The organism is Vibrio sp. L3-7 (assembly GCF_963898195.1).
GTDB classification, from domain to species: domain Bacteria; phylum Pseudomonadota; class Gammaproteobacteria; order Enterobacterales; family Vibrionaceae; genus Vibrio; species Vibrio echinoideorum.
On record NZ_CAWQUW010000019.1, the window covers coordinates 1 to 25547 of the forward strand.

The following is a 25547-nucleotide window of genomic DNA, read 5'->3' on the forward strand; positions in this document are numbered from 1 at the left end:
TTCTACAGCGGCGACGACCTGTAATTTAAAGCCTAGTGTGTAATCACGCTGAGTGCGCTTAACGTAGGTATTATTTGAAGTAGTCATAATTCGTCCTCAATGTGTAAACACATTTCAGGACGGGACAGCCAAAACAAAAAAGCCCGAACATTTCTGTTCGGGCTTTTTGATTTGGAGCGATACATCGGGTTCGAACCGATGACCTCAACCTTGGCAAGGTTGCGCTCTACCAACTGAGCTAGTATCGCATTTGCTACATCCGTTAAGACGTAGACTTTAATAGATGGTGCCCCGGGCCGGACTTGAACCGGCACAGCGCGAACGCCGAGGGATTTTAAATCCCTTGTGTCTACCAATTCCACCACCAGGGCACGCAATTCTTTATTGCGATGCCGATTACTGAAAAGTAAAACACCATCTTAATGTCAAAATGAATCAACATTACAAATTTTGGAGCGATACATCGGGTTCGAACCGATGACCTCAACCTTGGCAAGGTTGCGCTCTACCAACTGAGCTAGTATCGCATTTTCATTCTTCTTACTTACCTCTTATTTTAAAAAGAGAAAGAGAGAATGGAGGCGCCTCCCGGAGTCGAACCGAGGTCCACGGATTTGCAATCCGCTGCATAGCCACTCTGCCAAGGCGCCTTAGTAACTCCAATCGAATCGCTTATTGCCATCCTCTTGGGTACGGGATGCATTCTACGGATTCAGAGGATTGAGTCAATATTATTTTTGTATTTTTAATTCGTTTGAATAGAATTCATACGAAACAGGCCAAATAGCTGACTTTATGCACAAAGCACACTGTGAACAGGCTCTTCAAAGGAGACCTATATCACATTAGATAACCACTATTGATAACTTAACCTTAGGTTTAAGATCAAAAAAGCGAGCCTCAGCTCGCTTCTTCATCAATGGTATTTTTCGTCTAACAAATCGTCTTTGGCTGCCATCAAATATTGCGCCATAGACCAGTAAGTCAGGATAGTAGCAACATAGAGTGCTATGTAGCCAACCCAAATCATCCAATCGTCATAGCGCCAAATAAGCACCCATAACGCGAACATTTGAGAAACCGTTTTTACCTTACCAACCCAAGATACAGCAACACTTGCACGTTTACCGATTTCAGCCATCCACTCACGAAGCGCTGAAATGATAATTTCACGAGCTATCATGGTGACTGCAGGAATAGTTATCCAAATCGAGTGGTAATGCTCAGTCATCAAGATAAGAGCCGTAGCAACCAGCACTTTATCCGCTACAGGGTCAATAAAGGCACCGAAACGAGACGTTTGCCCGAGTTTACGAGCCAGCATGCCATCTAGCCAGTCAGTAAAACCCGCTACCCAAAACACCATTGCAGCAGCAAAAGGAGCCCATTGGTAAGGTAGGTAAAAAACAACAACGAATACTGGGATCAAAAACAGTCTCAGTAAGGACAAAATGTTAGGTATATTCAAACGCATATTATTGGGCTCTTATTAATTGCGCTTTAATGGTGCGGGATTTTTACTATTGTTTCAATGCTTGATAAATGTTTTCTGCCAAAGAATGACTAATGCCCGGTACTTTGGCTATTTCTTCGACAGTTGCACGCTTAAGTTCTTGTAAGCCACCCATATATTTCAGCAAAGCTTGACGACGTTTAGGTCCTACTCCTTCAATTCCTTCCAAAGCGCTTGTCCTGCGTGTTTTTCCGCGTTTTGCCCTATGCCCTGCTATCGCATGATTATGACTTTCATCACGGATGTGTTGGATAAGGTGCAGTGCTGGCGCATCACTAGGTAGATTAAACTCTTCCCCTTCAAGGGTTACTAAGGTTTCTAAACCCGGCTTACGGGTCACGCCTTTCGCAATACCCATCATTCTTGGTCTAAATGGCCAATCATCCCAATATTGAGAAATGATCTCATGAGCACGATTAAGCTGACCTTTACCACCATCAATAAAGATGATGTCTGGGATCTTATCCACATCCAGTTGTTTTGAATAACGTCTATCAAGGGCCTGAGCCATCGCAGCGTAATCATCACCACCGGTAATACCAGTGATGTTGTAGCGGCGATATTCCGGTTTCACGGGGCCTTCTTGATTGAACACCACACAAGAAGCAATCGTACTTTCACCCATAGTGTGACTGATATCGAAACATTCCATGCGTTTGATAACGTCCATTGACAGCACTTCTTGAAGCTCCTTAAAGCGCTGATTGATCGTCATCTTATGATTAATTTTAGTGGTAATTGCAGTTAATGCGTTGGTATTCGATAACTTAAGGTAGCGACCTCGAGTGCCAGAAGGATTGGTATTGAAATAGATTTTTCGACCCGCAACTTCGCATAAGGCTTCTTGAATAGGCGTAACATCATCCATCAAGTCAGCATTAAGAATCAGACGAGTTGGAATCGTTCTCGCTTCATTATGAGCAAGATAATACTGACTTAAAAAGCTCGAAAAGACCTCTTCTCGCACCGTATTGTTGGGAATTTTAGGGAAATGGCTTCGACTCCCTAAGACTTTACCTTGGCGAATCATCAAGATATGAATACAAGCTACACCATTCTCTTGTGCGAACCCCAGTACATCCATATCTTCCATTGAGTCGTCAGATACGTACTGTTGTTCTTGAACGCGTCGAATAGCTTGGATTTGATCACGAAAAGCGGCGGCCTGTTCAAAACGAAGTTCTTGGCTTGCCTTATCCATCTTATCGATGAGTGTTTCAAGTACTAACTTATCCTTCCCTTGCAGGAAGAGACGAACGTAAGCGATAAGCTCACTGTACTCTTCATCTGAGATAATCGAGCTGATACAAGGCGCAGCACAACGACCAATCTGATACATCAAACATGGGCGAGTTCTGTTGGCATAAACCGTATCTTCACACTGACGAGCAGGAAAGATTTTTTGTATTAAGTGTAGCGTCTCACGCACAGCACCGGAATCGGGATAAGGACCAAAATATTCACCCTTTTTCTTCTTAGCACCACGATGCATCGACAAACGAGGGTGTTTGTGACCGCTAATAAAAATATAGGGGTACGACTTATCATCACGCAGAAGTACGTTGTATTTCGGCAGGTACTGCTTGATGTAGTTATGCTCAAGAATAAGAGCTTCTGTTTCCGTATGCGTTACAGTGACATCAATTTTGGCAATATTACTGACCAAAGCTCGTGTTTTTTCACTATCGACTTTTTTACGAAAATAGCTAGAAAGGCGTTTTTTGAGGTTCTTAGCTTTACCGACGTAGATAACAACAGCCTCGGCGTTATACATCCGATAAACGCCAGGCTGCTCTGTTACTGTCTTGAGGAATGAGACTGAGTCAAACAAGTTGGTCACTATACGATCTCAGTGTTAAAGGGTCTCAGTATCTAACATTCCATGTCTAATCGCTAAATGCGTCAACTCTACATCACCACTGATATCCAGTTTACTGAATAAACGGTAGCGGTAACTATTGACTGTTTTAGGACTTAGATTGAGTTGTTCCGAAATATCCGTCACTTTCTGACCCTTGGTTATCATCATCATGATTTGAAGTTCACGTTCAGATAGGTCTGCGAATGGATTTTCAGACGCAGGCGAGAATTGGCTCAAAGCCATCTGCTGCGCAATTTCTGGCGAAATGTATCTTTGGCCGCTGTTGACCATTCGAATAGCATTTACCATTTCATCCGGACCTGCCCCTTTAGTAAGGTAACCAGCAGCTCCAGCTTGCATCACTTTAGTTGGAAACGGATTTTCCGTATGAACCGTTAAAACGATGATTTTAATATCAGGGTTGAAACGCAAGATTTTCTTGGTTGCTTCTAAGCCACCAATACCAGGCATATTCATATCCATCAAAATAACGTCAGTATTGTTAGTACGACACCATTTTGCAGCATCTTCACCGCTTTCAGCTTCCCCTGCTACGTTCATTCCACGGACGTCTTCAATAATACGTCGTATCCCTGTGCGAACCAGCTCGTGATCATCTACAAGGAAAACATTTATCAAACTTGTATCTCCACACTATTAATTGGCTCTGCAACCACTGTGTCGTTTCATCTGTTTGAAACAATTGAACAAAGAAACAGTGGATCGCAGCATCGAGTACATCTTAACTTAATTACTTAAAAAAAGCTCTGTTGAATATGTGCTGAAACACGAACTTTAGCAAGTACTTATTTATAAATAAGCCAACTAAAACAACAAGCTTTTGGTAAAAATCAATCAGTTAAAACAACACCCAATAAAATTACACAAGATAAAGATATTTTCAACACCATTGAATAACCATTCGCGAAAATTTCACTTTTTTGCATATGGAGTCCCGTTATTTGTCGCTGTTATTTGGAATTTAGTTACTATTTTGGTTGCCTGTTGTGCGCAGAGAGCCGCTAGATGGTAGTATTCGACTCCCAATTTCAATAGGTTACTACATTGGATATTCAGCAAGGCTTTGTACTCACAAGACAAGCGAGAGACTTTTCAGGGCGTACCCAAATTGACTTGTGGTTAAGCTCGCCTCAAGGCCCAACTCTGCTGACGATTCAAAATGAAAAACCTGTATTTTTCGTCGCTCAATCTGATGTTGAAGAATGTCAGGCAATCGCAGCGAAAGAGTCGATCGATTGCCAATTCAAGTCTCTAGAACTAGCCACATTCGATCAGATCCCTTTAGCCGCTTGTTACACCTCATTATCGAGAAGCAGCTTCGGGTTAGCTCAAGCCTTTAACGGTGAAGAGATTCAAACCTTTGAAAGTGATATTCGACTCGCTGATCGTTTCTTAATGGAACGCTTTATCAAGGGCAGTATTGAATTCATAGGCGCTATCACTCAAAAAAAACAGCACCTCAGAGTTTCGAACGCAAAATGTCGAGCTGGCGATTACTTGCCAAACTTGTCTGTGGTTTCGCTTGATATTGAGTGTTCGGAAAAAGGTGTGCTTTATTCCATCGGCCTAGACAGCTCGATGGACAGCCGAGTGATAATGATTGGCGAGCCACAAGAAGCAGATACCAATATCCAATGGGTTGCTAATGAAAAGGCGCTACTGGAAGCCATGATTACTTGGTTCTCCGAGTTTGACCCTGACATCATCATTGGTTGGAACGTTATCGATTTCGACTTTAGGCTGCTGCACAAACGTTCAGAGTGGAACGAAGTAAAACTCAATATCGGCAGAGACAACCAACCGAGTTTTTTCCGTAGTTCTGCACAAAACCAGCAAGGCTTTATCACTATTCCAGGGCGTGTTGTGTTGGATGGCATCGATATGCTTAAGACGGCAACCTATCACTTCCGCTCATGGTCTCTAGAGTCGGTATCGCAAGAATTACTCGGCGAAGGCAAAGACATTCATAACGTTCACGATCGCATGGATGAGATCAACCGAATGTTTAAGTTCGATAAACCATCGCTCGCCAAATATAACCTGCAAGATTGTGTGCTAGTTAACCGTATATTCGAACACACTCATCTACTCGATTTTGCTATTGAACGCTCCCGATTAACCGGCGTTGAACTTGATCGTGTTGGTGGTTCTGTTGCGGCATTTACTAATTTATACATGCCTCAGATACACAGAGCGGGCTACGTCGCACCTAATTTAGAGCCTGAAAATTGGATCGCTAGCCCTGGTGGCTATGTAATGGACTCTGTACCGAACCTTTACGATTCGGTTTTGGTTCTCGATTTTAAAAGCCTATACCCATCGATCATTCGTTCATTTCTGATTGACCCAATGGGGCTTATTGAAGGTTTAAAATTAGAACTTGGCCCCGCCGAAAACCAAGCCGTTGAAGGGTTTCGAGGTGGCCAATTCCACCGCTCTAAGCACTTTTTACCAGAGATGATCGAAAACCTCTGGGCAGCGCGTGATGTTGCAAAGAAAAACAATGAGAAAGCTTTTTCTCAAGCGATTAAGATCATCATGAACTCTTTCTATGGCGTGCTCGGTTCTTCAGGTTGTCGTTTCTTTGATACACGACTCGCTTCCTCTATCACCATGCGCGGGCATGAAATCATGAAGCAAACTAAGGTTCTAATCGAAGACAAAGGCTATCAAGTAATTTATGGCGACACCGATTCAACCTTCGTTTCTTTGAATGGCAGTTATGATCAGAAAAAAGCAGATGAGATCGGAAACACATTAGTCGCTTACATCAACGACTGGTGGACGAATCACCTGAAAGAAGTATACAACCTCACCTCAATACTTGAATTGGAATACGAGACCCATTACCGCAAGTTTCTAATGCCGACGATTCGAGGCTCTGAGACAGGATCAAAAAAACGTTATGCTGGCCTAATCAATCAGGGTGACCAAGAGAAAATCATTTTCAAAGGCCTTGAAAGTGCCCGAACCGATTGGACTCCCCTTGCACAGCAATTCCAGCAAACCTTGTATGAGATGGTGTTCCACGATCAAGACCCAAGTGACTACGTCAGACAATTTGTTGATGATACCTCTATGGGTAAACACGATGATTTATTGGTGTATCAAAAACGCTTGCGCCGTAAGTTGCATGAATACCAAAAGAATATTCCGCCACAGGTTCGCGCAGCAAGATTGGCCGACGAGATCAATGCCAAGCTTGGTCGTCCGCTTCAATACCAAAACAAAGGGCGTATTGAATATTTGATTACGCTGAGTGGCCCTGAGCCCAAGGAGTATCTGAAGAGTGGTATCGATTATCAACATTACATCGACAAACAAATTAAACCAGTAGCAGAAGCGATTCTGCCGTTTATAGGGTTAGATTTTGAAAGAGTTAGCGGGCAGCAGCTAGGTCTGTTCTAGATTGAATTCTCTTTTCGAGGCGACATTAGACTCGAGATACCAATTAAAACTCGAGCCAGACATCAAAACGAAAAAAGCAGAGGAGTGCTTAACTCGCTCTGCTTTTACACATCAATGGATAGCTTATGAAGCCCTACCCGATTCGAAACTCAGTTTTCTGATACTGCTTAACCAACCACTCACCAAAACCATCTAAAATGCCGATCACCGATCGTTTAGGGATCGCCCTTCCAGACAGTAAGATACCTAATCGTTGGATTTCGACTTCTTTATCTGGGTAATACTTCAAGAACTGCTGGCCACATTCGACGGGATCATCGAACCAGTATTTATCACGATACATTACCAAAGAGTAACTCGCTCTTAAAAGCTTCTTGGCGATAATCACCTGTGCTGCTATTTGTTGTTCGGGCACTGTAGCTCGAACGATTTTATTTCGGTAGACCGCCAACCAGTTTTCAGCATCCATATTCCAATGCTTAGCAATCTCCCAACTCGTTTCAAAATCACCGTAGCAGTCTGACAAATCTTCACCATGTACACATACCGCTAAATGCTTGAGCATAAAGCCCCATGTGAATATGTTGTCGAAATCGACTATCTCACTCACTAACGTTGTTTTGATTGCGACTTGAGCCACCTGTGGGAAGCTTTTTTGAAAACGCCATTTAATGGTGTTCAACAGCGTGGTTCGTTGATCAGGAAAAGGGCGATGGGTCACCACAACCACATCAAGATTGGAGCGACCGGCTACGGCTTGCTTACGTGCCACACTGCCATAGATATAGACACTGTGTAGGTTCGAGCCTAACCCACCTTTTAAAAAGGTAATCAGATCGTTAACCACAGGTTGAAATTCAGGTTGAAAAGGCTGTGTTGGGTCAATAACAGGTAGCTGCATAGGTCGTTTCGGTAAATAAAGTGATGATTTAACTATGACTCTATGATCGCTTAGGTGACTTTATGATTCAAGCTATTCCTATTTGTAGCATCTCCGAGATATAATCAGCGGATAGACCCAATAAGGACAAACACAAAATGCCTAGAGCAAGTGAGATTAAAAAAGGTTTTGCGATCAATGTAGATGGCAAAACAGTACTCGTTAAAGATATCGAAGTGACAACACCTGGTGGCCGTGGCGGTCAAAAGATTTACCGCTTCCGTGGTCACGATGTAGCAACTGGCGTTAAAACAGAAGTTCGCCACAAGGCTGACGAAATCGTTGAAACTATCGACGTAACTAAGCGTGCAGTGATGTTCTCTTACGTTGATGGCAATGAGTACATCTTCATGGATAACGAAGATTACACACAGTTCATCTTCAACGGTGAAATGATCGAAGACGAACTGCTGTTCATCAACGAAGAGACTCAAGGCGTATACGCAATTCTTATCGATGGTACAGCGGCAACTCTTGAACTGCCTTCTTCAGTTGAGTTAGTTATTGAAGAAACAGACCCTTCAATCAAAGGTGCATCTGCTTCTGCTCGTACTAAACCAGCTCGCCTGTCTACCGGCCTTACTGTTCAAGTTCCTGAGTACATCGCAACTGGCGATAAAGTAGTAGTGAACACGACTGAACGTAAATACATGAACCGCGCAAGCTAAGATATTGATTATGAGCGAAGCTAACGACCTAATGTCTTACGACGACGCAATTGACACTGCGTACGACATCTTCTTAGAGATGGCACCCGACAATCTTGAACCTGCTGACGTGATTCTATTCACAGCTCAGTTCGAAGACCGTGGCGCTGCAGAACTTGTTGAAACTGGCGATGATTGGGTTGAACATGTTGGCTTTGAAGTCGACAAAGAAATCTACGCTGAAGTGCGCATTGGTCTTGTGAATGAAACTGATGACGTTCTAGACGATGTGTTTGCTCGTATGCTAATCAGTCGTGACCCAGAACATAAGTTCTGTCACGTGCTGTGGAAACGCGACTAAGCTGTTCTTGAACCAGCTCAGATTACTGAGCTGGTTTTATTACGACTTCCATAGACTCACAAAACTGCAACTCTACAAAATTATGACCAAAGCAAAAACAGATACCCTATCCAAAGGCTACGCCTGTGTTGGATTAGTGAATCCCAAAACACCTGAAAATGTTGGCTCAGTAATGCGAGCAGCTGGTTGCTACGGAGCAAACTCTGTATTTTATACGGGCACCCGCTATGACCACGCTCGACAGTTTCATACCGACACTAAAGAAAAGCACCTTGAGTTACCACTCATTGGTGTAGAAGACCTTAAAGACATTATTCCGGTTGGCTGCGTACCCGTTGCAGTTGACTTGATTGAAGGCGCAAAGCCTCTGCCTGATTATAAGCACCCACCTCGTGCTTTTTACATCTTTGGCCCTGAAGATGGAACTCTGAAAAAAGAGATCACCGACTTCTGTCGTGAAACCATCTATGTCCCGACCAATGGTTGCATGAACTTAGCTGCCGCGGTAAATGTCATTTTGTACGACCGCATGGCAAAAGGTGACAACTTCTCTAATCACTTGAAAGTGACCTAACCCACTCGTTAAGCACTGCCACATGATTTGAATTGCGTCATATTGAAGGCGTAAAAAAACCTGCTAAGTTAGCAGGTTTTTTAGTATTCGAAGCTTTAGGTTATTTAAAGCTTTAGCTGAATGACCTTTAAACTAATGAAGTCGCGGTATTACTGGCGAGTTCTTGGCTTAGCCGGTTTAGCCGGGCGTCCGTTGTTCAGTTTAGGCTTTTTGGTAGCCTGAGGTTTGCCATTGGTCGCTGGAGCACTACGACCTGAATCAGGTGTTGTAGTACCGCGAGTTGCAGGCTTCTTACGCTTAGTCTGGTTGCTACGGCCTTTAGGAGCATTTGCGCGCTCTTCGTGACGCTTAACAGCACGACGAATTTTCTGGCTACGAGAACGCTCACGCTTACGAGAAGTGTTTGCAGGATCAAGATCCAGTAGAGTCTCTTTTTCAGGCTGAAGTTCAACAAGCTCACGCAAGTAGTTTACTTCTTGAAGATCTAGCTCTTTCCAACCGCCACGAGGCAGTTTCTTATCAAGGTAGATATCACCGTAACGTACACGTTTCAGACGGCTTACTGTTGTTTCTTGTGATTCCCAAAGACGACGAACCTCACGGTTACGACCTTCGTTAATCGCCACGTAGAAAGTATGGTTCATACCTTCACCGCCAGCGTAAACCACGTCTTCGAAACGAGCCATGCCGTCTTCTAGTTTCACACCACGAGTCACGTTTTTAACTTTCTGCTCAGTCACTTCACCAAATACACGTACTAGGTACTCACGCTCAACCTGACGGCTTGGGTGCATTAGGCGGTTTGCAAGTTCACCATCGGTAGTGAAAAGCAAAAGACCAGATGTGTTTGCATCAAGACGACCTACTGAAATCCAGCGAGAACCACGGATCTTAGGTAGACGATCGAAAACAGTACGGCGACCTTCTGGGTCATGACGAGTACAAAGCTCACCTTCTGGTTTGTAGTAAGCAAGCACACGACAAACCACTTCTTCAGAAGCTTTACCAGTAATAGTGTGACCGTCGATACGGATAACTGAGTTCTCGTCTTCAAGACGCTCACCCAATTTTGCTACTTGCCCGTTAACACTTACACGACCAGATTTGATTAAACCTTCTAGTTCACGACGAGAACCGTGACCAGCTCGCGCTAAAACCTTCTGTAATTTTTCGCTCATTTACTATTTTCTACCTAATTGTCGTCTTCACAGACGTCGAATGAATTTTTTTCGCGACCAAATCGCGGTCGCGTATTATCGCAAATAACCTGCCAAAAAGCACTTGTTATTTACTCTGGCAGGTTTGCTGTTTCGTTACAGACTGTTAATCAGTAACGCTGTTATTCAAACGGCGCTGGATCACCGGCACCACGGCGTAAGACAACGGCGTCATCGTCACTGAAGTCAATAACCGTAGTTGGTTGTTCACCTAAATAGCCGCCATTCAGAATGACATCAACGGCATGCTCAAGGCTGTCGCGAATTTCTTCCGGATCCGACTCTGTTGTCTCATTACCCGGCAGGATTAGTGACGTCGACATCAATGGTTCACCCATCGCCTCTAGCAGATCGAGAGCAATCTTATTGTCAGGAACACGGATACCAATCGTTTTACGCTTGGCGTTCATCAACCGCTTTGGTACTTCTTTGGTTGCTTTGAAAATAAACGTATAAGCACCTGGTGTATGTGCTTTAAGCAAACGGAAAGCAACGTTATCAACTCGTGCATACAGTGATAACTCAGAAAGATCACGGCATAACAAAGTGAAGTTGTGTTTATCATCGATTCGACGAATTTTGCAGATACGTTCAAGTGCTTGTTTATTCTCAAGCTGACAACCCAGCGCATAACCTGAATCTGTCGGATAAACCACAACACCGCCACTACGGATAATAGCAACAGCTTGAGTAATTAAGCGTGCTTGTGGGTTATCTGGGTGTACATAAAAAAACTGGCTCATTGTTGATCCTCGTTATCGAATCTCTCGACTCTATCATCAGAAGGAGCTGGTTCACCTAAATACTGTCATCGATATCAGATGGTGAAACCGTTTGAAACTCCCAATCTTTCCATACTTCTTCGACCCCAGAAGGTAGCCAGAGATTACGTCCAAGTTCCATCCATGGGGATGGGTAATGGAAGTCGCTGCCTTGGGAGGCTAATAGTTTGTATTGTATAGCATAATCCGCGAGTGTGCGTCTTTCTTGTTGCGCTTGCTGAGGTTGAGCCACTTCCATAGCGTCACCATTTGCTTCAACAAATGCAGCGAGAAGACGTTTAATCCACTTAGCGGTGAAGCCATATCGCGCAGGGTGTGCAAGCACCGCTTGGCCACCAGCCGCATGAATAGCCGTTACAGCATCACTCATTGAGCACCACGTTGGCGGTACATAACCTGGGTTATTACGAGTAAGAAACTTTTTGAACACCTGTTGCATGGTTTTTGCGTAACCATTATCGACTAGCCACTTAGCAAAGTGAGCACGAGTGATAGGCGCATCACCAGCAATCAATTTAACTTCTTCTAACAACCCTTCACGCGTCGCTTTCTCAAGACGTTGAGCAATCATCTCTGCACGCCCAATACGGTGAAGCTTTTGTTGTTCAATTAACGCTTTCAATTCTGGTGATTCAGGATCGACGTTTAACCCAACAATATGGATATCTTTGTTTTGCCAAACTGTTGAGATCTCGATGCCGTTAATCAACTGAATCGGAAGGTTGTTATCAGCAATATAGTTGCGTGCTTCAGCAAGCCCATCAGTCGTATCATGATCTGTAATCGCTAACGCTTCGATGTTAAAGCCTAACGCTCGGTCAATCAGTTCAGGTGGAGTAAGTCGGCCATCTGAGGCTGTTGTATGACTATGTAGATCAATTCTCATATATTCTTTTTCATTGTTTTTAATTTTTATCGTTATATTTGTGCCAACGCACTTGACCTGCAAGCGCAAAACTAGTTAACTAGTACACAAATACGAAGTATCACATTTGATAGGTTTACCATGTTACAAGAATTTAACCAAAACCATAAAGATAAAGTTTTAGAACTTTCTTCAGTAGAAGCAAGCTCTGAGCTTAATTGGTGGCGCACTTGGACAAGTTCTTGGTGGGCTAACGTGTACTTCTAGTTAAACAGTTTGTTTATAAAAAAGTTATCACTAAGCCCGCTTTCATAGCGGGCTTTTTAATTTGTCGAACATCTCACATTCAACTGACTAACAAATCAACGAATTGACCATATTCTAGATTGGGTGAACGGTATCTTTATGCGACTATGTACGGCAGGAAATTTAAAGAATCATAAAGGAGGTCTTGTGAACAAGGCCATTGAAATCAAAAAGCTGGGAACCATTGAGGTCATCAATTCTTCGGTTCCTTACTCACAAGATCCAACCAGTGTTTTTCATACTTTGTGTGAAAACAAAACAGACAGTCTGTTGCTGGAATCTGCTGAGATTGAATCTAAACAAAACCTGACAAGCTTACTCCTTATCGACTCTGCTGTTCGCATCGTATGTCGCGGACATGAAGTAACCTTTCAAGCATTGACCCAAAACGGTCAAGCGCTTATCGAACACCTAGCTCAAAACGTTAAAACAGAGATCAAATCTGACCTTACCGATAACGTATTGACGCTCACTTTTGTCGAGCCTAGTAACGAATTAGACGAAGACTCACGTTTAAGAGAAGCGTCTTCTTTCGATGCATTGCGTTTAGTTCAGCACAGCTTTGAGCAAGACCCAAGCAACAAACACGCATTATTTATGGCTGGCCTATTCGCTTACGACATCGTGGCGAACTTTGAACCGCTAGGCGATGCGGAAGCGACTAACAACTGCCCTGACTTTGTTTTCTACGTTGCTGAAACACTATTACGTTTCGACCACCAGGAGAATGAAGGCCTGCTTCACGCAAGCTTGTTCACTCAAGACGAAAGCATTAAGGCACAATTAACGGACCGTCTAGCTGATATTCAAACACAATGTCAGTCCTTGAAAGCCATCACAGAAGTAACGCCGCTCGACAACGTTGACGCTGTACCAAGCGTTTCAGATCAAGACTTCTGCCAAACGGTTCGTGACTTAAAAGAGTACGTGGTAAAAGGCGATGTATTCCAAGTGGTACCTTCACGCCGCTTCACGCTGCCTTGCCCTGCTCCACTGGCGGCTTATAAAGAACTCAAACAAAGTAACCCAAGCCCTTACATGTTCTACATGCAAGACGAGCTATTTACTCTGTTCGGTGCTTCTCCAGAAAGCGCGCTGAAATACGAAACCGAAACCAACCAAATCGAGATCTACCCAATTGCTGGCACTCGTCGTCGTGGTAAGCGCCCGAATGGCCAAATCGATTTCGACTTAGACAGCCGTATTGAACTTGAGCTGCGTACCGACAAGAAAGAAAACGCCGAGCACATGATGCTGGTCGATCTAGCGCGTAACGACGTGGCACGTATTGCGGAAGCCGGCACTCGCCACGTAGCAGACTTATTGAAAGTTGATCGCTACAGCCATGTGATGCACTTGGTTTCTCGCGTTGTTGGTCAGCTACGTGAAGACTTAGATGCCCTGCACGCTTACCAAGCTTGTATGAACATGGGTACGCTAACTGGCGCGCCAAAAATCCGCGCAATGCAACTTATCCGTGACGTAGAAAAAACGCGTCGTGGTAGCTACGGTGGCGCAGTGGGTTACTTAACGGGTGAAGGCACATTAGATACTTGTATCGTAATTCGCTCTGCTTACGTTGAAGATGGCGTAGCACAGGTTCAAGCGGGTGCAGGTGTGGTGTTCGATTCAGATCCACAAGCAGAAGCAGATGAAACTCGCGGTAAAGCACAAGCGGTTATCTCAGCGATTCAAGCCGCGCATACTGCATCTTGTAAGTCATCATCAAATAAGCAGGAGTCGTAATCATGGCTGATATTGTATTCATCGATAACTTCGACTCGTTCACTTATAACCTTGTAGACCAGTTTCGTTCATTGGGACACAGCGTAAAGATTTACCGTAACAACATCTCGGCAAAAGTAGTGGAAGCGGCTATCAACGAGCTAGACAACCCTGTTGCGCTACTTTCACCAGGCCCTGGCGCTCCTGCTGATGCGGGCTGTATGCCAGAGCTAATTCAGCTTTTAAAAGGCAAAGTGCCAATGATTGGCATTTGCTTAGGCCACCAAGCGATTGTTGAAGCCTACGGCGGCACCGTTGCAGGCGCTGGCGAAATCATTCATGGTAAAGTGTCTATGATGGAACACCAAAACCATGCGACTTACCAAGGCTTACCTTCGCCACTGGCTATCGCTCGCTACCATTCTTTGGTGGCAACACATGTATCAGATAGCCTAACGGTGACCGCTGAAGTCGATGATTTGGTGATGTCTGTGGTTCAAGAACAAGACAAGGTTTGTGGATTCCAATTCCACCCTGAATCGATTATGACAACCTACGGTGCAACGCTTCTAGCGAACGCTATCGAATGGGCTCTTGAGAAACCTCTTCATCTAGAGAAAAGCTCTACTCTTGATAAAAAGACTAACTAGGAAACGATCATGGAACAGATTAATAAACTTTACGAACAACAGTCTCTTACTCAAGAAGAAAGCCAACAACTGTTTGATGTCATCATCAAAGGTGAACTAGACCCTATTTTGATGGCTTCTGCGCTTACTGCATTAAAAATCAAAGGCGAGACGCCAGATGAGATCGCAGGCGCGGCGAAAGCACTACTAGCAAATGCAAAACCGTTCCCACGTCCTGATTACGATTTTGCGGACATCGTGGGTACAGGTGGTGACGGTCATAACACCATTAATATCTCGACAACTTCAGCCTTTGTTGCAGCCGCATGTGGCTTAAAAATCGCGAAACACGGCAACCGCAGCGTATCAAGTAAATCAGGCTCTTCTGATCTGCTAGACTCGTTTGGTATCAACTTAGCGATGACCGCTGAAGATACACGTAAAGCCGTTGACGAACTTGGCGTAGCATTCTTATTTGCTCCGCAATATCACGTTGGTGTACGTCACGCGATGCCTGTTCGTCAAACAATGAAAACACGCACTATCTTCAACATCCTTGGTCCATTGATTAACCCTGCTCGCCCTAACATCGAGCTGATGGGTGTTTACAGCAAAGAACTCGTACGCCCTATTGCGGAGACGATGCTGCAAATGGGTATGAAGCGTGCCGCGGTTGTCCACGGTAGCGGCCTTGACGAAGTGGCAATTCATGGTGAAACACTGGTTGCTGAAATCAAAGATGGCGAGATTCATGAATACACAGTGAACCCTGCTGACTTTGGTTTAAACACTCACCCTCTTGAAGCTATTAAAGGCGGAGATCCTGAAGAGAACCGCGCTATCACAACGGACATTCTGACAGGTAAAGGTACTGAAGCCCAAGCTGGTGCAGTTGCAGTCAACGTTGCTCTGCTGATGCGTCTATTTGGCCATGAAGATCTAAAAGCTAACGCACAACAAGCTATTGAAGCGATGAACTCTGGAAAAGCTTACGAGCTTGTGCAAAAACTTGCTGCACACGCCTAACGAACGACGAGTAGAGATAAAGAACATGACACAGACTACCGATAAACTGTCGACCCACGTTTCGATGAAAGAAGCAGAAATGGCAGAAGTATTAGCGAAAATCGTTCGTGACAAATACCAGTGGGTTGAAACGCGTAAGCAGGCTCAACCATTGGACGAGTTTAAAGCGACCTTAACCGCAACAGATCGTAGCTTCTATGATGCACTAAGCGGCGAGCAAACCGTTTTCATCACGGAATGTAAGAAGGCATCGCCGTCAAAAGGTTTGATTCGCGACGAGTTTGATTTGGACTACATCGCATCAGTGTACAACAACCACGCAAATGCGATTTCAGTACTAACAGACGAGAAGTACTTCCAAGGTGATTTTGAGTTTTTGCCAAAGGTTCGTAGCATTGCTAAGCAACCTATCTTGTGTAAAGACTTCATGGTCGATAGCTACCAAGTTTACTTAGCTCGTCACTATTCAGCTGATGCAATCTTGCTGATGCTGTCGGTATTAGATGATGAAGAGTACAAAGCGCTTGCTGAAGTCGCTCACTCACTCAACATGGGTGTACTAACCGAAGTCAGCAACGAAGAAGAGCTTCATCGCGCTGTCGCTTTAAAAGCAAAAGTGATCGGCATTAATAACCGTAACCTGCGTGACCTTTCGACTGATTTGAACCGTACCAAAGAGTTAGCTCCGCTGGTTCGCAAACTGGCTCCAAACGCAGTCGTGATTTCAGAGTCTGGCATCTACAACCATCAGCAAGTACGTGACCTTTCAACATTTGCAGACGGCTTCCTAATCGGTAGCTCTCTGATGGCTGAAAAGAACCTAGAGCTTGCGGTACGTAAAGTGACGCTCGGTGAAAATAAGGTGTGTGGTTTAACTCACTCTGACGATGCAGCAAAGGCTTATCAAGCCGGTGCGGTATTCGGTGGTCTGATTTTCGTTGAAGCGTCTAAGCGTCATGTTGATATCGAAGCCGCTCGTTTAACCATGAGCGGCGCACCTTTGAACTACGTGGGTGTGTTCCAAAATCATAGCGTTACTGACGTTGCGAAAACGGTTTCTGAGCTAGGTTTATTTGCGGTGCAACTGCACGGTGATGAGTCTCAAGCGTTTGTAGATGAGTTAAAACAATCACTACCTGAAAACGTTGAGATTTGGAAAGCTTACGGTGTTGCTTGCAGTGCTGAAAACGGCGCTGAAAGTGCGCTACCAGAATTACTGAAAAGCAACGTGACTCGCCATCTGCTAGATACTAAAGTGGGTTCTCAAATTGGCGGTACAGGCCAAGTGTTCGATTGGAGCCTAATCAACAACCAAAGCGCAATCATGTTAGCGGGTGGTCTAAACCCAGAAAATGCTAACCAAGCGGCTAAGTTGGGTTGTTTAGGGCTAGACCTAAACTCTGGCGTTGAATCGGCTCCAGGTAAAAAAGATGCAGACAAACTGCAACGTGCTTTTGCAGCGATTCGTAATTACTAGTCTGGCTTCTAGAACTTAAATCTGGAACCCAGAGCTTAGAAACCAGAACTAGAAAGCAGAAACTAAAAACATATTTGTGGGCTTTGCCTTTTGCGAAGCTCAAACAAGATTAAATGACTTGGTGTGAATACACATCGATAGAATTGAAGGAATAACACAATGGCTAAACTCGATGCCTACTTTGGTGAATACGGTGGTCAATACGTACCGCAGATCCTAGTGCCAGCACTAGACCAACTAGAACAAGCATTCATCGATGCACAAGCAGATCCTGAGTTCCGCAGTGAATTCATGACACTTCTACAAGAGTACGCAGGTCGTCCAACGGCACTAACGCTAACGCGTAACCTGACTAAAGGTACAAAAACCAAACTGTACCTAAAGCGTGAAGATCTACTGCACGGCGGTGCTCACAAGACAAACCAAGTTCTTGGCCAAGCATTGCTAGCAAAACGTATGGGTAAACAGGAAATCATCGCTGAAACTGGCGCGGGCCAACACGGTGTTGCAACGGCTCTAGCGTGTGCTTTACTGGGCCTTAAGTGTCGTGTTTACATGGGTGCAAAAGACGTTGAACGTCAAAGCCCGAACGTGTTCCGCATGAAGCTAATGGGCGCAGAGGTTATCCCTGTTCATTCTGGCTCTTCAACGCTAAAAGATGCATGTAACGAAGCGCTACGTGACTGGTCTGCATCTTATGAAGACGCGCACTACCTATTGGGTACTGCTGCGGGCCCTCACCCATTCCCAACGATTGTTCGTGATTTCCAACGCATGATTGGTGAAGAAACGAAGCACCAAATCTTAGCTCGTGAAGGTCGCCTTCCTGATGCGGTTATTGCTTGCGTCGGCGGTGGTTCAAACGCTATCGGTATGTTCGCTGACTTCATTGAAGAAGAGTCTGTTCGCCTGATCGGTGTAGAGCCTGCTGGTAAAGGTATTGATACCGACCAACACGGCGCACCGCTTAAGCATGGCAAAACGGGTATCTTCTTCGGTATGAAAGCACCACTGATGCAAGATGAGAACGGCCAAGTAGAAGAGTCTTATTCGGTTTCTGCGGGTCTAGATTTCCCATCAGTGGGTCCGCAGCACGCGCACCTGAATGCCATTGGCCGCGCAGAATACGACAGCGTAACCGATGACGAAGCGTTAGATGCATTCCAATTGATTGCACGTAAAGAAGGTATTATTGCTGCGCTAGAGTCATCTCATGCTGTGGCTCACGCTGTCAAAATGGCACACGACGACCCAGAGAAGGAGCAACTATTAGTCGTTAACTTATCTGGTCGTGGTGACAAAGACATTTTCTCTGTACACGATATTCTTAAAGAGAAAGGAGCATTATAATGGATCGCTATCAATCACTCTTCACTCGCTTAGCTGAAAAGAATCAAGGCGCATTTGTACCATTCGTAACGGTTGGCGATCCTAACCCAGAGCAATCATTGAAGATCATGGAAACACTAGTGGAAGCCGGTGCTGACGCACTTGAACTTGGTATTCCATTCTCAGATCCGCTTGCAGATGGCCCAACTATCCAAGGCGCAAACATCCGTGCTTTGGATTCGAAAGTAACGCCTGACGTGTGCTTTGAGCTTATTAGCCAAATCCGCGCTAAATACCCAGAGCTACCAATTGGCCTACTGATGTACGCAAACTTGGTTTACGCACGTGGTATAGAAAATTTTTACGAACGCTGCGTAAAAGCAGGTATCGATTCAGTATTGATTGCTGATGTACCAACCAATGAAAGCCAAGAGTTCGTTGCGGCGGCTGAAAAGTTTGGCGTTCACCCAATCTTTATTGCTCCACCAACAGCAAGCGATGAAACACTTCAATCGGTTTCTGAACTAGGTGGCGGTTACACATACCTACTTTCTCGTGCCGGCGTAACCGGTGCTGAAACAAAGGCAAACATGCCAGTTTCTGCACTGCTTAACCGTTTAAACAAGTTTGATGCTCCACCAGCACTGCTTGGTTTTGGTATCTCCGCACCAGAGCAAGTAAAAGAAGCCATTGAAGCGGGTGCTGCCGGCGCTATTTCTGGCTCAGCCGTTGTAAAGATCATTGAGAATAACGTTGAACAGCCAGAAGCAATGCTAAAAGCATTGGCTGAATTTGTTACACCAATGAAAGCTGCGACACAGAAGTAATAAATAATCTCCCACTAGTGTGACAATTCACTCAGTGGGAGTTTTTCTCCGAAAACACTCCATCCCCCTATCAATTGTTAAAGCTTTGATAAAAACAACGCTTAAAACAAATCTGTAGCACACCGATAACACCTAACCAAAACATAATTATGATTTATAAATAATAATGCCAAATTAACAGGCAAACGTTTGCTTGAGTCTAAAAAAACACCAATTGACATTTGATTACCGATTTTTAATGGTCTTTCACATCTGCTCATATTGATAAATGTAAAAGATACGTGTAAAACTCGTCGCGAAATATTCATCTAATGGTAACTGATACCTTGGTGTGTAATTCTAGGATTTTTATATTTTGTAGCACAGGAGTTATGAAAGTGTTAAAAGAAAAGAGTTTACTACGCAATATCGGCGTACAAGTCGTTATTGCAATGATCATCGGTACTGTTGTCGGTGCGATGATGGGCCAAAGCGCAACTATGTTCGCTCCACTAGGTGCGATCTTCATCAATTTGATCAAGATGCTGGTTATCCCTCTAGTTGCGGTAGCACTTATCTCTGGCGCTGCAGGCCTGGGTAACAGCTCATCTGCAGGTAAAGTTGGCGTAACAACATTAGGTTACTTTGCACTAACGTCTGCACTTGCTGTAGCTCTTGCGCTTGTAATGGGTGAAGTATTCGAGCCAGGGCGTGGTATCGATGTTTCTGGCGTTGAAGGTATGTTCTCTTCAGAATACGCTGCGAAAGGCGAACTGCCAACGTTCTGGGCCACCATCACTGGCATGATCCCTACCAACGTTTTTCAATCACTGAATGAAGCAAACATTCTGCAAATTCTCGTTTTCTGCTTATTCTTTGGTATTGCGATTTCTAAACAAGCAAAAGAGAAGCGTGACCCGATCATCAACGGCGTAAATGCGATCGTTGACGCTATGGTTTGGATGATCAACAAGGTTATGATCATTGCACCACTTGGCGTATTCGGCCTAATGGCAGAAGCAGTCGGTACATTCGGCTTTGGCGCATTGATGGTTGTGTTCAAGCTGTTCATTGTTTACATCGCTGCAATTCTTATCTTCGGCTTTGTTGCTTACCCACTAATGATTCAAATCTTTACTAAAACTTCAGCTAAGAAGTTCCTAGTGGCAATGAAGAAGCCTCAAGCGGTTGCACTATCAACTGCATCTTCAATGGCTACTTTGCCAGTAACAATGGAAACGGTAGAGAAAGAGCTTGGCGTTCGTAACTCTACAGCCTCATTCGTTCTGCCTCTAGGTGCGACGATCAACATGTCTGGTAACGCAATTTACTACGGCCTAGTGGCTATATTCTTTGCACAGCTGTTCAACATCGATCTTACTATGGGTGCTTATGTTGCTATCATCGTAACCTCTACACTAGGCGCAGTTGGTCAAGCTGGCGTTCCAGGTCCTTCTTTCCTAGTGGTTGCTGTTCTTCTAGCAGCTGGTATCCCGATCGAAGGTCTGCCTCTCTTGTTCGCTCTGGACCGTATCTTCGATATGATTCGTACTGCTCTGAACATCACTGGTGATGCAGCATGTGCAGTAATCGTTGATTCTCTAATCAAAGACGAAGAACAAGAAGCTGAGCTACAAAAACAACAAGCGTAGTATTCAGCTTTAGTTTTGATTGATAAATAAAAACCGCCTTCATGTAGGCGGTTTTTTTATTAGATGATGATCAATCTTTAGTAGGTAAATCTTACCCTTGTAAGGTTAATTGATTAATCCAAATGCACGAGGCAGCGCTAAACTAATTTCAGGAATGAAGGTAATAGCCAACAATGTGACGATCAATACGGCACAAAACGGCATGATACTTCTAATAACATTCTCAATCTTGGAGCCACTGACACTACAGCCTACAAATAGCGCAGTACCAACAGGTGGCGTTGCAATACCAATGCATAAGTTGAAGATAATCATCATCGCAAAGTGAATTGGATGCATACCTAAATGCTCAGCAATCGGCATAAAGATAGGGGTAAAAATCAATACGGCAGGCGTAAGATCCATAAACATACCCACAATCAGTAGGATCAAGTTCATTAGAATAAAGATGATGATCGGATTATCTGAAATAGAGAGCATCCAATCACTGATCATTGTCGGTAGACCGGTAAAAGCCATAGCCCATGACATGATGGTTGAAGCACCAATCAAGAACAGCATAATACCCGTGACCTGAACGGTTTCTCTACAAATTATCGGGAAATGCGCCCATTTGAGGGTTCGGTAACAGAGTGACAGAATAAAAGAGTAAAGAACCGCTATACATGCCCCTTCTGTTGCAGTGAATATACCACCAATAATACCGCCAATAACAACAACAATAAGCCCTAAGCTTGGCGTTGCTTGCCAAACAACCTTTAGCACATCTTTCGTTGTAAAGCCGTCATTCGCACTTGTTTTGTAGCCTTTCTTTTTAGCGATGAAATAGGCTACGACCATACAACTTAAACCCATTAAAATACCTGGGACATAACCTGCGATAAATAATGCTGCAACGGATGTTCCACCCGATACCACTGAAAACACGATCAGTGAATTACTCGGCGGTATTAATAAACCAGCTGGGCAAGATGCAACGTTTACTGCTGTTGCTAAGTTTTTATCATAACCATCTTTTTCTAATTCAGGGCCTAAGGTTTTACCAACCGCAGCCGCTGCAGCAACGGCTGATCCTGAAACGGCGCCAAACATCATATTTGCAAAGATGTTAACGTGAAAAAGTGAACCCGGAATCCAACCAACCAGGAGCTTTGCAAGGTTGATAAGTCGGCTAGCGATACCACCCACATTCATTATATTCCCAGCGAGAATAAAGAAAGGGATGGCTAATAAACTGAAACTATCGATACCGGTAATAATTTTTTGACCCGCCGTAATACTAGCGACTTCAAACGGTAAGATGAAATACATGATCGTTAAAGATGACATGGCAATCGCAATCGCAATGGGCATGCTTATCGCAATCATGAATAAGAATAGGCCGAGCAGCCAAACACCAATGGACAAATCCATAATATAGAGTCCTTTTAAAACTTACTTTTTGTTGGGTTCACAAAAAAGATCAAACGTATTCATGACCAAATAGATGAGGATAATAACGGCTGATATCGGCAATATTGAATAAACCGTCGACATCGGTAATTGCAGTGCTGGAGAGAGTTGTTGTGTGGTTCTGCCCATTAGGGCGATACCACCTTGAAGCATTGCTAAAAAGACAAATGAACCAGAGATCACATTGATAAGTACGTGTAATGCTATATGTGCTTTACCCTTAAGATAACCATCCAATAACGTTATTGCTAAGTGTCCTTTGATACCGAATAAGTAGCTTGCTCCTAATAATCCAAGCCATACCATCGCATAACGAGCAAGTTCATCAGTCCAGTTACTTGGGTCATTCAAAACATAACGACTAAAAACCTGCCAAGTGACAGTAACGACAAGTAACATTAATGCAAAAGAAGAGACAAAAAGAATCAACCTATCAAGTAGGGTTCTGAAAGTTGCTAACATGGTGTGATACCTCAAAAAATTTTGCCTTAGCAAAGCCAAGGCAAAATTATATTTTCACTAATACTGATTAAAGAGCTTCAATTTTTTCAATGAATGGAGCTAGTTTTGGATCTTTTTTCGCCTCATCAATCATAGGTTTAACCGCTGCACGGAAAGGGGCTTTATCAACTTCAACAAACGTTACGCCTTCTTTCATTCCTTTCTCTTTGTTCATGTCATCTGTTGCGTCCCAGATTTTGATCTGCTCTTCAAGAGATTCAGCAGCAGCTTCTTTTAAGATTTTTTGCTCTTCTGCCGTTAATGAACCCCATTTGTATTCTGAAATGATGATCACGTCAGGTGTCATCATGTGCTGATCCATAGAATAAAATTTAGCAACTTCACTGTGTTTCATTTCAACTAAGCTAGAAATGTTATTTTCAGCACCGTCAATGACGCCTTGTTGCAGCGCCGTGTATACCTCATTGAAAGGTACAGGTGTTGCTTTACCGCCTAGTAGGTTAACCATTTCCATCATCGTTGGAGAACCAGGAACTCGAACTTTCATGCCTGCTAGATCAGCCGGTGAGTTAATGGCTTTTTTAGCGTAGAAGCTACGTGTGCCTGAATCATAAAATGTAAGACCAATGAAGCCTTTACCTTCACTTGAAAGCAACATCTCTTGTGCGGCTTCACTTCTCATGAACGTTCTCATGTGTGGAACGTCACGAAATAAGAAAGGCAGTGCATTGACTTTAAACGTTGGTTCAAAAGATTCTGCTAACCCACCATTGATTTTAGCCATATCAATCGCGCCGGTAACAACTTGCTCAGCTTGATCACGTTCAGAACCTAGTTGACCGTTTGGAAAGATCTTAATCGTAAGGTCACCATTCGATTTTTCTTTCACTTTATCAGCCATGATCACCATGCCTTGGTGAGCTGCGCTTTCTAATGACATTGCATGCCCTAAGGTCAAAGTTTTTGCTTGAGCGCCAAATGCCATCAGAATTGACGCCGCTGCAATCGTCAGTAGGTGTTTTTTCATGTTCTTCTCCAGAATCCATTTTGTAAGAGGTACAGTTTTTATATGACACGTTCTAACTGAGCTTGAAATCTAACGTTCTATTGCATACTGCTCATGACCGTAACGTTTCATTACAATATTCTTACCCTTATGATTTTTGTATTACAATACGATGTGAGAATAATGTGGTCTGAGACTCATTAATCAACCAGAGAGATGGTTTGATTGTGATATCAATCATACTTGCTATAGGACACTGTCATTTCGATCGTAAAACGACCTAATTTTACGGTAACTTTTAATTTTCGTTGTTTTTTGAAGCAGGTCAAAAAATACTTAGTTACAAATAGCACAATAATTTTGTGTTATTTTAAGACTTTATTTGTGCTAATTATCTAGAGATATGGCATAAGTTGGAAAGGTTTCTAACCAGAAACGAGTGAGTTAGATCTATCTTGAAATAGAAGATGAGTTGGAGGTTGAGCTGAAAAGAATGATTGAAACTTGCTGCTCAAGCCAGAATTAGCATTCCAGAACAGAGCAACAGAAGACGTCTTGCCATATTTGGCTATCCATATTTGGCCATATAGATAGAATAGAAAATCCGAGAGCTAACTTGCCCTCGGATTAAGTTCTCACAGAGAAGGTTTCAATCAACTGAAACCACCCCATTCGTTAAGTTGTATCTAAAAGAAAGCGGTCTAATTTGTGGCTATAAATCACTGCCATAGATATCAAACGTAAAGTACTTAGCGGCGATTTTGTCATAGGTACCATTCGCTCTGATCTCTTCAATCGCAGCGTTGAATTGCTTAGCTAACTTCGAATCCTGCTTTCTGAGTGCCAGTGCAGTACCCTCACCAATATAGGCTTTATCGGTTACTGCTTTGCCTTTAAATTCAAAACCCTCACCTTCTTTCTTATCTAAGAAAGCCAATGACAGTTGATCTGAGTTGCCGAAGGTTAGATCTAGACGGCCGTTTTGCAGATCCAGATAAACTTCATCTTGGCCGGTATAACGCTTAATGTTTGCCACATCGCCAAACTTGTCTGTTACGTAGCGATCGTGAATCGTTCCTTGTTGAACTCCAATAGTTTTACCATCGAGACCTTGCTTATCAATATCAAACTTTGCACTTTTAGCGGCAACAAACACTGCGGGAGTTTGGTAATACTTATCTGTGAACAAAATCTTGTTTTTACGTTCTTCGGTAATGCGCATAGAAGCCATGATCACGTCTGACTTCCTTGCTAATAAGCTTGGAATCAATGAATCCCAACTTTGTGAAACCCAAGTACAATCGAGTTTGGCTTGCTCGCACAGAGCGTCAGCTATTTCAATATCAAACCCTACAGGCACACCATCGCTGTTTTTATAGTTGAATGGCGGATACGTAAAATCTGACGCTAAACGGATCTCTTTCGCCTGTACCGTTGTACCAAGTAAAGCAGCTGCGCAAGCGAGTCCTAGTATTATCTTTTTCATCA

The 25547-nt window shown here is 43.7% G+C and carries 23 protein-coding genes, 4 tRNA genes and 1 other annotated feature; of the genes, 12 read left to right on the forward strand and 15 right to left on the reverse strand.

The genetic code is table 11. The features are described 5' to 3' along the window. Positions 1-172 precede the first annotated feature (172 nt). From AACW75_RS13995 to uvrY, 7 genes are all read right to left on the reverse strand, one after another. A tRNA-Gly gene (locus tag AACW75_RS13995) sits at positions 173-248 on the reverse strand. A 36-nt stretch (positions 249-284) separates the two neighbouring features. Further along, a tRNA-Leu gene (locus AACW75_RS14000) sits at positions 285-371 on the reverse strand. 80 nt (positions 372-451) lie between these two features. Continuing rightward, positions 452-527: transfer RNA gene (locus tag AACW75_RS14005), tRNA-Gly, on the reverse strand. A gap of 49 nt (positions 528-576) precedes the next feature. After that, positions 577-650 (reverse strand) — tRNA-Cys (locus AACW75_RS14010). Positions 651-916: 266 nt separating this feature from the next. Next, the gene (gene pgsA / locus AACW75_RS14015; protein ID WP_017076361.1) at positions 917-1474 is read right to left on the reverse strand and encodes a CDP-diacylglycerol--glycerol-3-phosphate 3-phosphatidyltransferase; all 558 of its coding nucleotides are present in this window, start codon (positions 1472-1474) and stop codon (positions 917-919) included. A 46-nt stretch (positions 1475-1520) separates the two neighbouring features. Continuing rightward, a complete protein-coding gene (gene uvrC / locus AACW75_RS14020; protein WP_102554277.1) occupies positions 1521-3353 on the reverse strand; it encodes an excinuclease ABC subunit UvrC in 1833 nt (610 codons plus the stop codon). Positions 3354-3368: 15 nt separating this feature from the next. Further along, positions 3369-4013 (reverse strand): UvrY/SirA/GacA family response regulator transcription factor, encoded by a 645-nt coding sequence (gene uvrY, locus AACW75_RS14025; RefSeq protein WP_010438064.1) that lies wholly within the window; start codon positions 4011-4013, stop codon positions 3369-3371. Positions 4014-4439: 426 nt separating this feature from the next. On the opposite strand from uvrY, the gene AACW75_RS14030 reads away from it, so the two are divergent. Next, positions 4440-6803 (forward strand): DNA polymerase II, encoded by a 2364-nt coding sequence (locus tag AACW75_RS14030; RefSeq protein ID WP_145571897.1) that lies wholly within the window; start codon positions 4440-4442, stop codon positions 6801-6803. Between the two features lie 133 nt (positions 6804-6936). Here the strand turns inward: AACW75_RS14030 and AACW75_RS14035 are convergent, their stop codons facing one another. Continuing rightward, positions 6937-7704, reverse strand: coding sequence for an elongation factor P (locus tag AACW75_RS14035; protein ID WP_017076364.1), 768 nt, complete (start codon positions 7702-7704; stop codon positions 6937-6939). A 137-nt stretch (positions 7705-7841) separates the two neighbouring features. On the opposite strand from AACW75_RS14035, the gene efpL reads away from it, so the two are divergent. From efpL to AACW75_RS14050, 3 genes are all read left to right on the forward strand, one after another. Continuing rightward, a complete protein-coding gene (efpL, locus tag AACW75_RS14040) occupies positions 7842-8411 on the forward strand; it encodes an elongation factor P-like protein EfpL (protein ID WP_017076365.1) in 570 nt (189 codons plus the stop codon). Between the two features lie 10 nt (positions 8412-8421). Then, a complete protein-coding gene (locus tag AACW75_RS14045) occupies positions 8422-8751 on the forward strand; it encodes an HI1450 family dsDNA-mimic protein (protein ID WP_017076366.1) in 330 nt (109 codons plus the stop codon). Between the two features lie 82 nt (positions 8752-8833). Beyond that, positions 8834-9325, forward strand: a complete 492-nt coding sequence (locus tag AACW75_RS14050; RefSeq protein WP_017076367.1) for an RNA methyltransferase — start codon at positions 8834-8836, stop codon at positions 9323-9325. A gap of 149 nt (positions 9326-9474) precedes the next feature. Here AACW75_RS14050 and rluB read toward each other — a convergent pair whose 3' ends face one another. The 3 genes from rluB to rnm form a co-directional block, all read right to left on the reverse strand. Then, positions 9475-10503: a 23S rRNA pseudouridine(2605) synthase RluB gene (gene rluB, locus AACW75_RS14055; protein WP_017076368.1), complete on the reverse strand. Its 1029-nt coding sequence runs from the start codon at positions 10501-10503 to the stop codon at positions 9475-9477. A 161-nt stretch (positions 10504-10664) separates the two neighbouring features. Continuing rightward, positions 10665-11285, reverse strand: a complete 621-nt coding sequence (locus AACW75_RS14060; protein WP_017076369.1) for an L-threonylcarbamoyladenylate synthase — start codon at positions 11283-11285, stop codon at positions 10665-10667. A gap of 55 nt (positions 11286-11340) precedes the next feature. After that, positions 11341-12210 (reverse strand): RNase RNM, encoded by an 870-nt coding sequence (rnm, locus tag AACW75_RS14065; RefSeq protein ID WP_029225234.1) that lies wholly within the window; start codon positions 12208-12210, stop codon positions 11341-11343. Between the two features lie 120 nt (positions 12211-12330). Here rnm and AACW75_RS14070 point away from each other — a divergent pair, with 120 nt between their 5' ends. From AACW75_RS14070 to AACW75_RS14105, 8 genes are all read left to right on the forward strand, one after another. Next, a complete protein-coding gene (locus AACW75_RS14070) occupies positions 12331-12456 on the forward strand; it encodes a trp operon leader peptide (RefSeq protein WP_009848753.1) in 126 nt (41 codons plus the stop codon). Then, positions 12403-12517, forward strand: a sequence feature (Trp leader region). (Overlaps the previous gene by 54 nt.) 125 nt (positions 12518-12642) lie before the next feature. Next, positions 12643-14241, forward strand: a complete 1599-nt coding sequence (locus AACW75_RS14075; protein ID WP_145571899.1) for an anthranilate synthase component 1 — start codon at positions 12643-12645, stop codon at positions 14239-14241. 2 nt (positions 14242-14243) lie between these two features. Further along, positions 14244-14870: an aminodeoxychorismate/anthranilate synthase component II gene (locus tag AACW75_RS14080; protein WP_017076372.1), complete on the forward strand. Its 627-nt coding sequence runs from the start codon at positions 14244-14246 to the stop codon at positions 14868-14870. A gap of 9 nt (positions 14871-14879) precedes the next feature. Next, complete coding sequence (gene trpD, locus AACW75_RS14085; protein WP_145571901.1) at positions 14880-15875, forward strand: anthranilate phosphoribosyltransferase; 996 nt, start codon at positions 14880-14882, stop codon at positions 15873-15875. Positions 15876-15900: 25 nt separating this feature from the next. Beyond that, positions 15901-17352, forward strand: coding sequence for a bifunctional indole-3-glycerol-phosphate synthase TrpC/phosphoribosylanthranilate isomerase TrpF (gene trpCF / locus AACW75_RS14090; RefSeq protein ID WP_145571903.1), 1452 nt, complete (start codon positions 15901-15903; stop codon positions 17350-17352). 159 nt (positions 17353-17511) lie between these two features. Then, positions 17512-18702, forward strand: coding sequence for a tryptophan synthase subunit beta (gene trpB / locus AACW75_RS14095; protein WP_145565012.1), 1191 nt, complete (start codon positions 17512-17514; stop codon positions 18700-18702). Further along, complete coding sequence (gene trpA, locus AACW75_RS14100) at positions 18702-19508, forward strand: tryptophan synthase subunit alpha (RefSeq protein WP_145571905.1); 807 nt, start codon at positions 18702-18704, stop codon at positions 19506-19508. The genes trpB and trpA overlap by 1 nt, the downstream gene beginning before the upstream one ends. Positions 19509-19879: 371 nt before the next feature. After that, positions 19880-21139 carry a dicarboxylate/amino acid:cation symporter gene (locus AACW75_RS14105; RefSeq protein WP_145571907.1) on the forward strand — a complete coding sequence of 420 codons (1260 nt, stop codon included), beginning with the start codon at positions 19880-19882 and terminating at the stop codon, positions 21137-21139. A 105-nt stretch (positions 21140-21244) separates the two neighbouring features. Here the strand turns inward: AACW75_RS14105 and AACW75_RS14110 are convergent, their stop codons facing one another. The 4 genes from AACW75_RS14110 to AACW75_RS14125 all read right to left on the reverse strand — a co-directional run bounded on the left by AACW75_RS14110 (position 21245) and on the right by AACW75_RS14125 (position 25545). Continuing rightward, a complete protein-coding gene (locus AACW75_RS14110; protein ID WP_145571909.1) occupies positions 21245-22552 on the reverse strand; it encodes a TRAP transporter large permease in 1308 nt (435 codons plus the stop codon). Positions 22553-22573: 21 nt separating this feature from the next. Then, positions 22574-23053 (reverse strand): TRAP transporter small permease, encoded by a 480-nt coding sequence (locus tag AACW75_RS14115; protein WP_017076379.1) that lies wholly within the window; start codon positions 23051-23053, stop codon positions 22574-22576. A gap of 67 nt (positions 23054-23120) precedes the next feature. After that, positions 23121-24080: a TRAP transporter substrate-binding protein gene (locus tag AACW75_RS14120; protein ID WP_017076380.1), complete on the reverse strand. Its 960-nt coding sequence runs from the start codon at positions 24078-24080 to the stop codon at positions 23121-23123. A gap of 691 nt (positions 24081-24771) precedes the next feature. Beyond that, positions 24772-25545 carry an ABC transporter substrate-binding protein gene (locus AACW75_RS14125; RefSeq protein WP_145571980.1) on the reverse strand — a complete coding sequence of 258 codons (774 nt, stop codon included), beginning with the start codon at positions 25543-25545 and terminating at the stop codon, positions 24772-24774. Between the last annotated feature and the right edge of the window lie 2 nt (positions 25546-25547).

Bases quoted from the DNA above. Each gene is read 5' to 3' on its own strand.
- pgsA (WP_017076361.1), bottom strand. From the start codon at position 1,474: ATGCGTTTGAATATACCTAACATTTTGTCCTTACTGAGACTGTTTTTG.
- AACW75_RS14035 (WP_017076364.1), bottom strand. From the start codon at position 7,704: ATGCAGCTACCTGTTATTGACCCAACACAGCCTTTTCAACCTGAATTT.
- efpL (WP_017076365.1), top strand. From the start codon at position 7,842: ATGCCTAGAGCAAGTGAGATTAAAAAAGGTTTTGCGATCAATGTAGAT.
- AACW75_RS14045 (WP_017076366.1), top strand. From the start codon at position 8,422: ATGAGCGAAGCTAACGACCTAATGTCTTACGACGACGCAATTGACACT.
- AACW75_RS14050 (WP_017076367.1), top strand. From the start codon at position 8,834: ATGACCAAAGCAAAAACAGATACCCTATCCAAAGGCTACGCCTGTGTT.
- rluB (WP_017076368.1), bottom strand. From the start codon at position 10,503: ATGAGCGAAAAATTACAGAAGGTTTTAGCGCGAGCTGGTCACGGTTCT.
- AACW75_RS14060 (WP_017076369.1), bottom strand. From the start codon at position 11,285: ATGAGCCAGTTTTTTTATGTACACCCAGATAACCCACAAGCACGCTTA.
- rnm (WP_029225234.1), bottom strand. From the start codon at position 12,210: ATGAGAATTGATCTACATAGTCATACAACAGCCTCAGATGGCCGACTT.
- AACW75_RS14070 (WP_009848753.1), top strand. From the start codon at position 12,331: ATGTTACAAGAATTTAACCAAAACCATAAAGATAAAGTTTTAGAACTT.
- AACW75_RS14080 (WP_017076372.1), top strand. From the start codon at position 14,244: ATGGCTGATATTGTATTCATCGATAACTTCGACTCGTTCACTTATAAC.
- trpD (WP_145571901.1), top strand. From the start codon at position 14,880: ATGGAACAGATTAATAAACTTTACGAACAACAGTCTCTTACTCAAGAA.
- trpCF (WP_145571903.1), top strand. From the start codon at position 15,901: ATGACACAGACTACCGATAAACTGTCGACCCACGTTTCGATGAAAGAA.
- trpB (WP_145565012.1), top strand. From the start codon at position 17,512: ATGGCTAAACTCGATGCCTACTTTGGTGAATACGGTGGTCAATACGTA.
- trpA (WP_145571905.1), top strand. From the start codon at position 18,702: ATGGATCGCTATCAATCACTCTTCACTCGCTTAGCTGAAAAGAATCAA.
- AACW75_RS14105 (WP_145571907.1), top strand. From the start codon at position 19,880: ATGAAAGTGTTAAAAGAAAAGAGTTTACTACGCAATATCGGCGTACAA.
- AACW75_RS14110 (WP_145571909.1), bottom strand. From the start codon at position 22,552: ATGGATTTGTCCATTGGTGTTTGGCTGCTCGGCCTATTCTTATTCATG.
- AACW75_RS14115 (WP_017076379.1), bottom strand. From the start codon at position 23,053: ATGTTAGCAACTTTCAGAACCCTACTTGATAGGTTGATTCTTTTTGTC.
- AACW75_RS14120 (WP_017076380.1), bottom strand. From the start codon at position 24,080: ATGAAAAAACACCTACTGACGATTGCAGCGGCGTCAATTCTGATGGCA.
- AACW75_RS14125 (WP_145571980.1), bottom strand. From the start codon at position 25,545: ATGAAAAAGATAATACTAGGACTCGCTTGCGCAGCTGCTTTACTTGGT.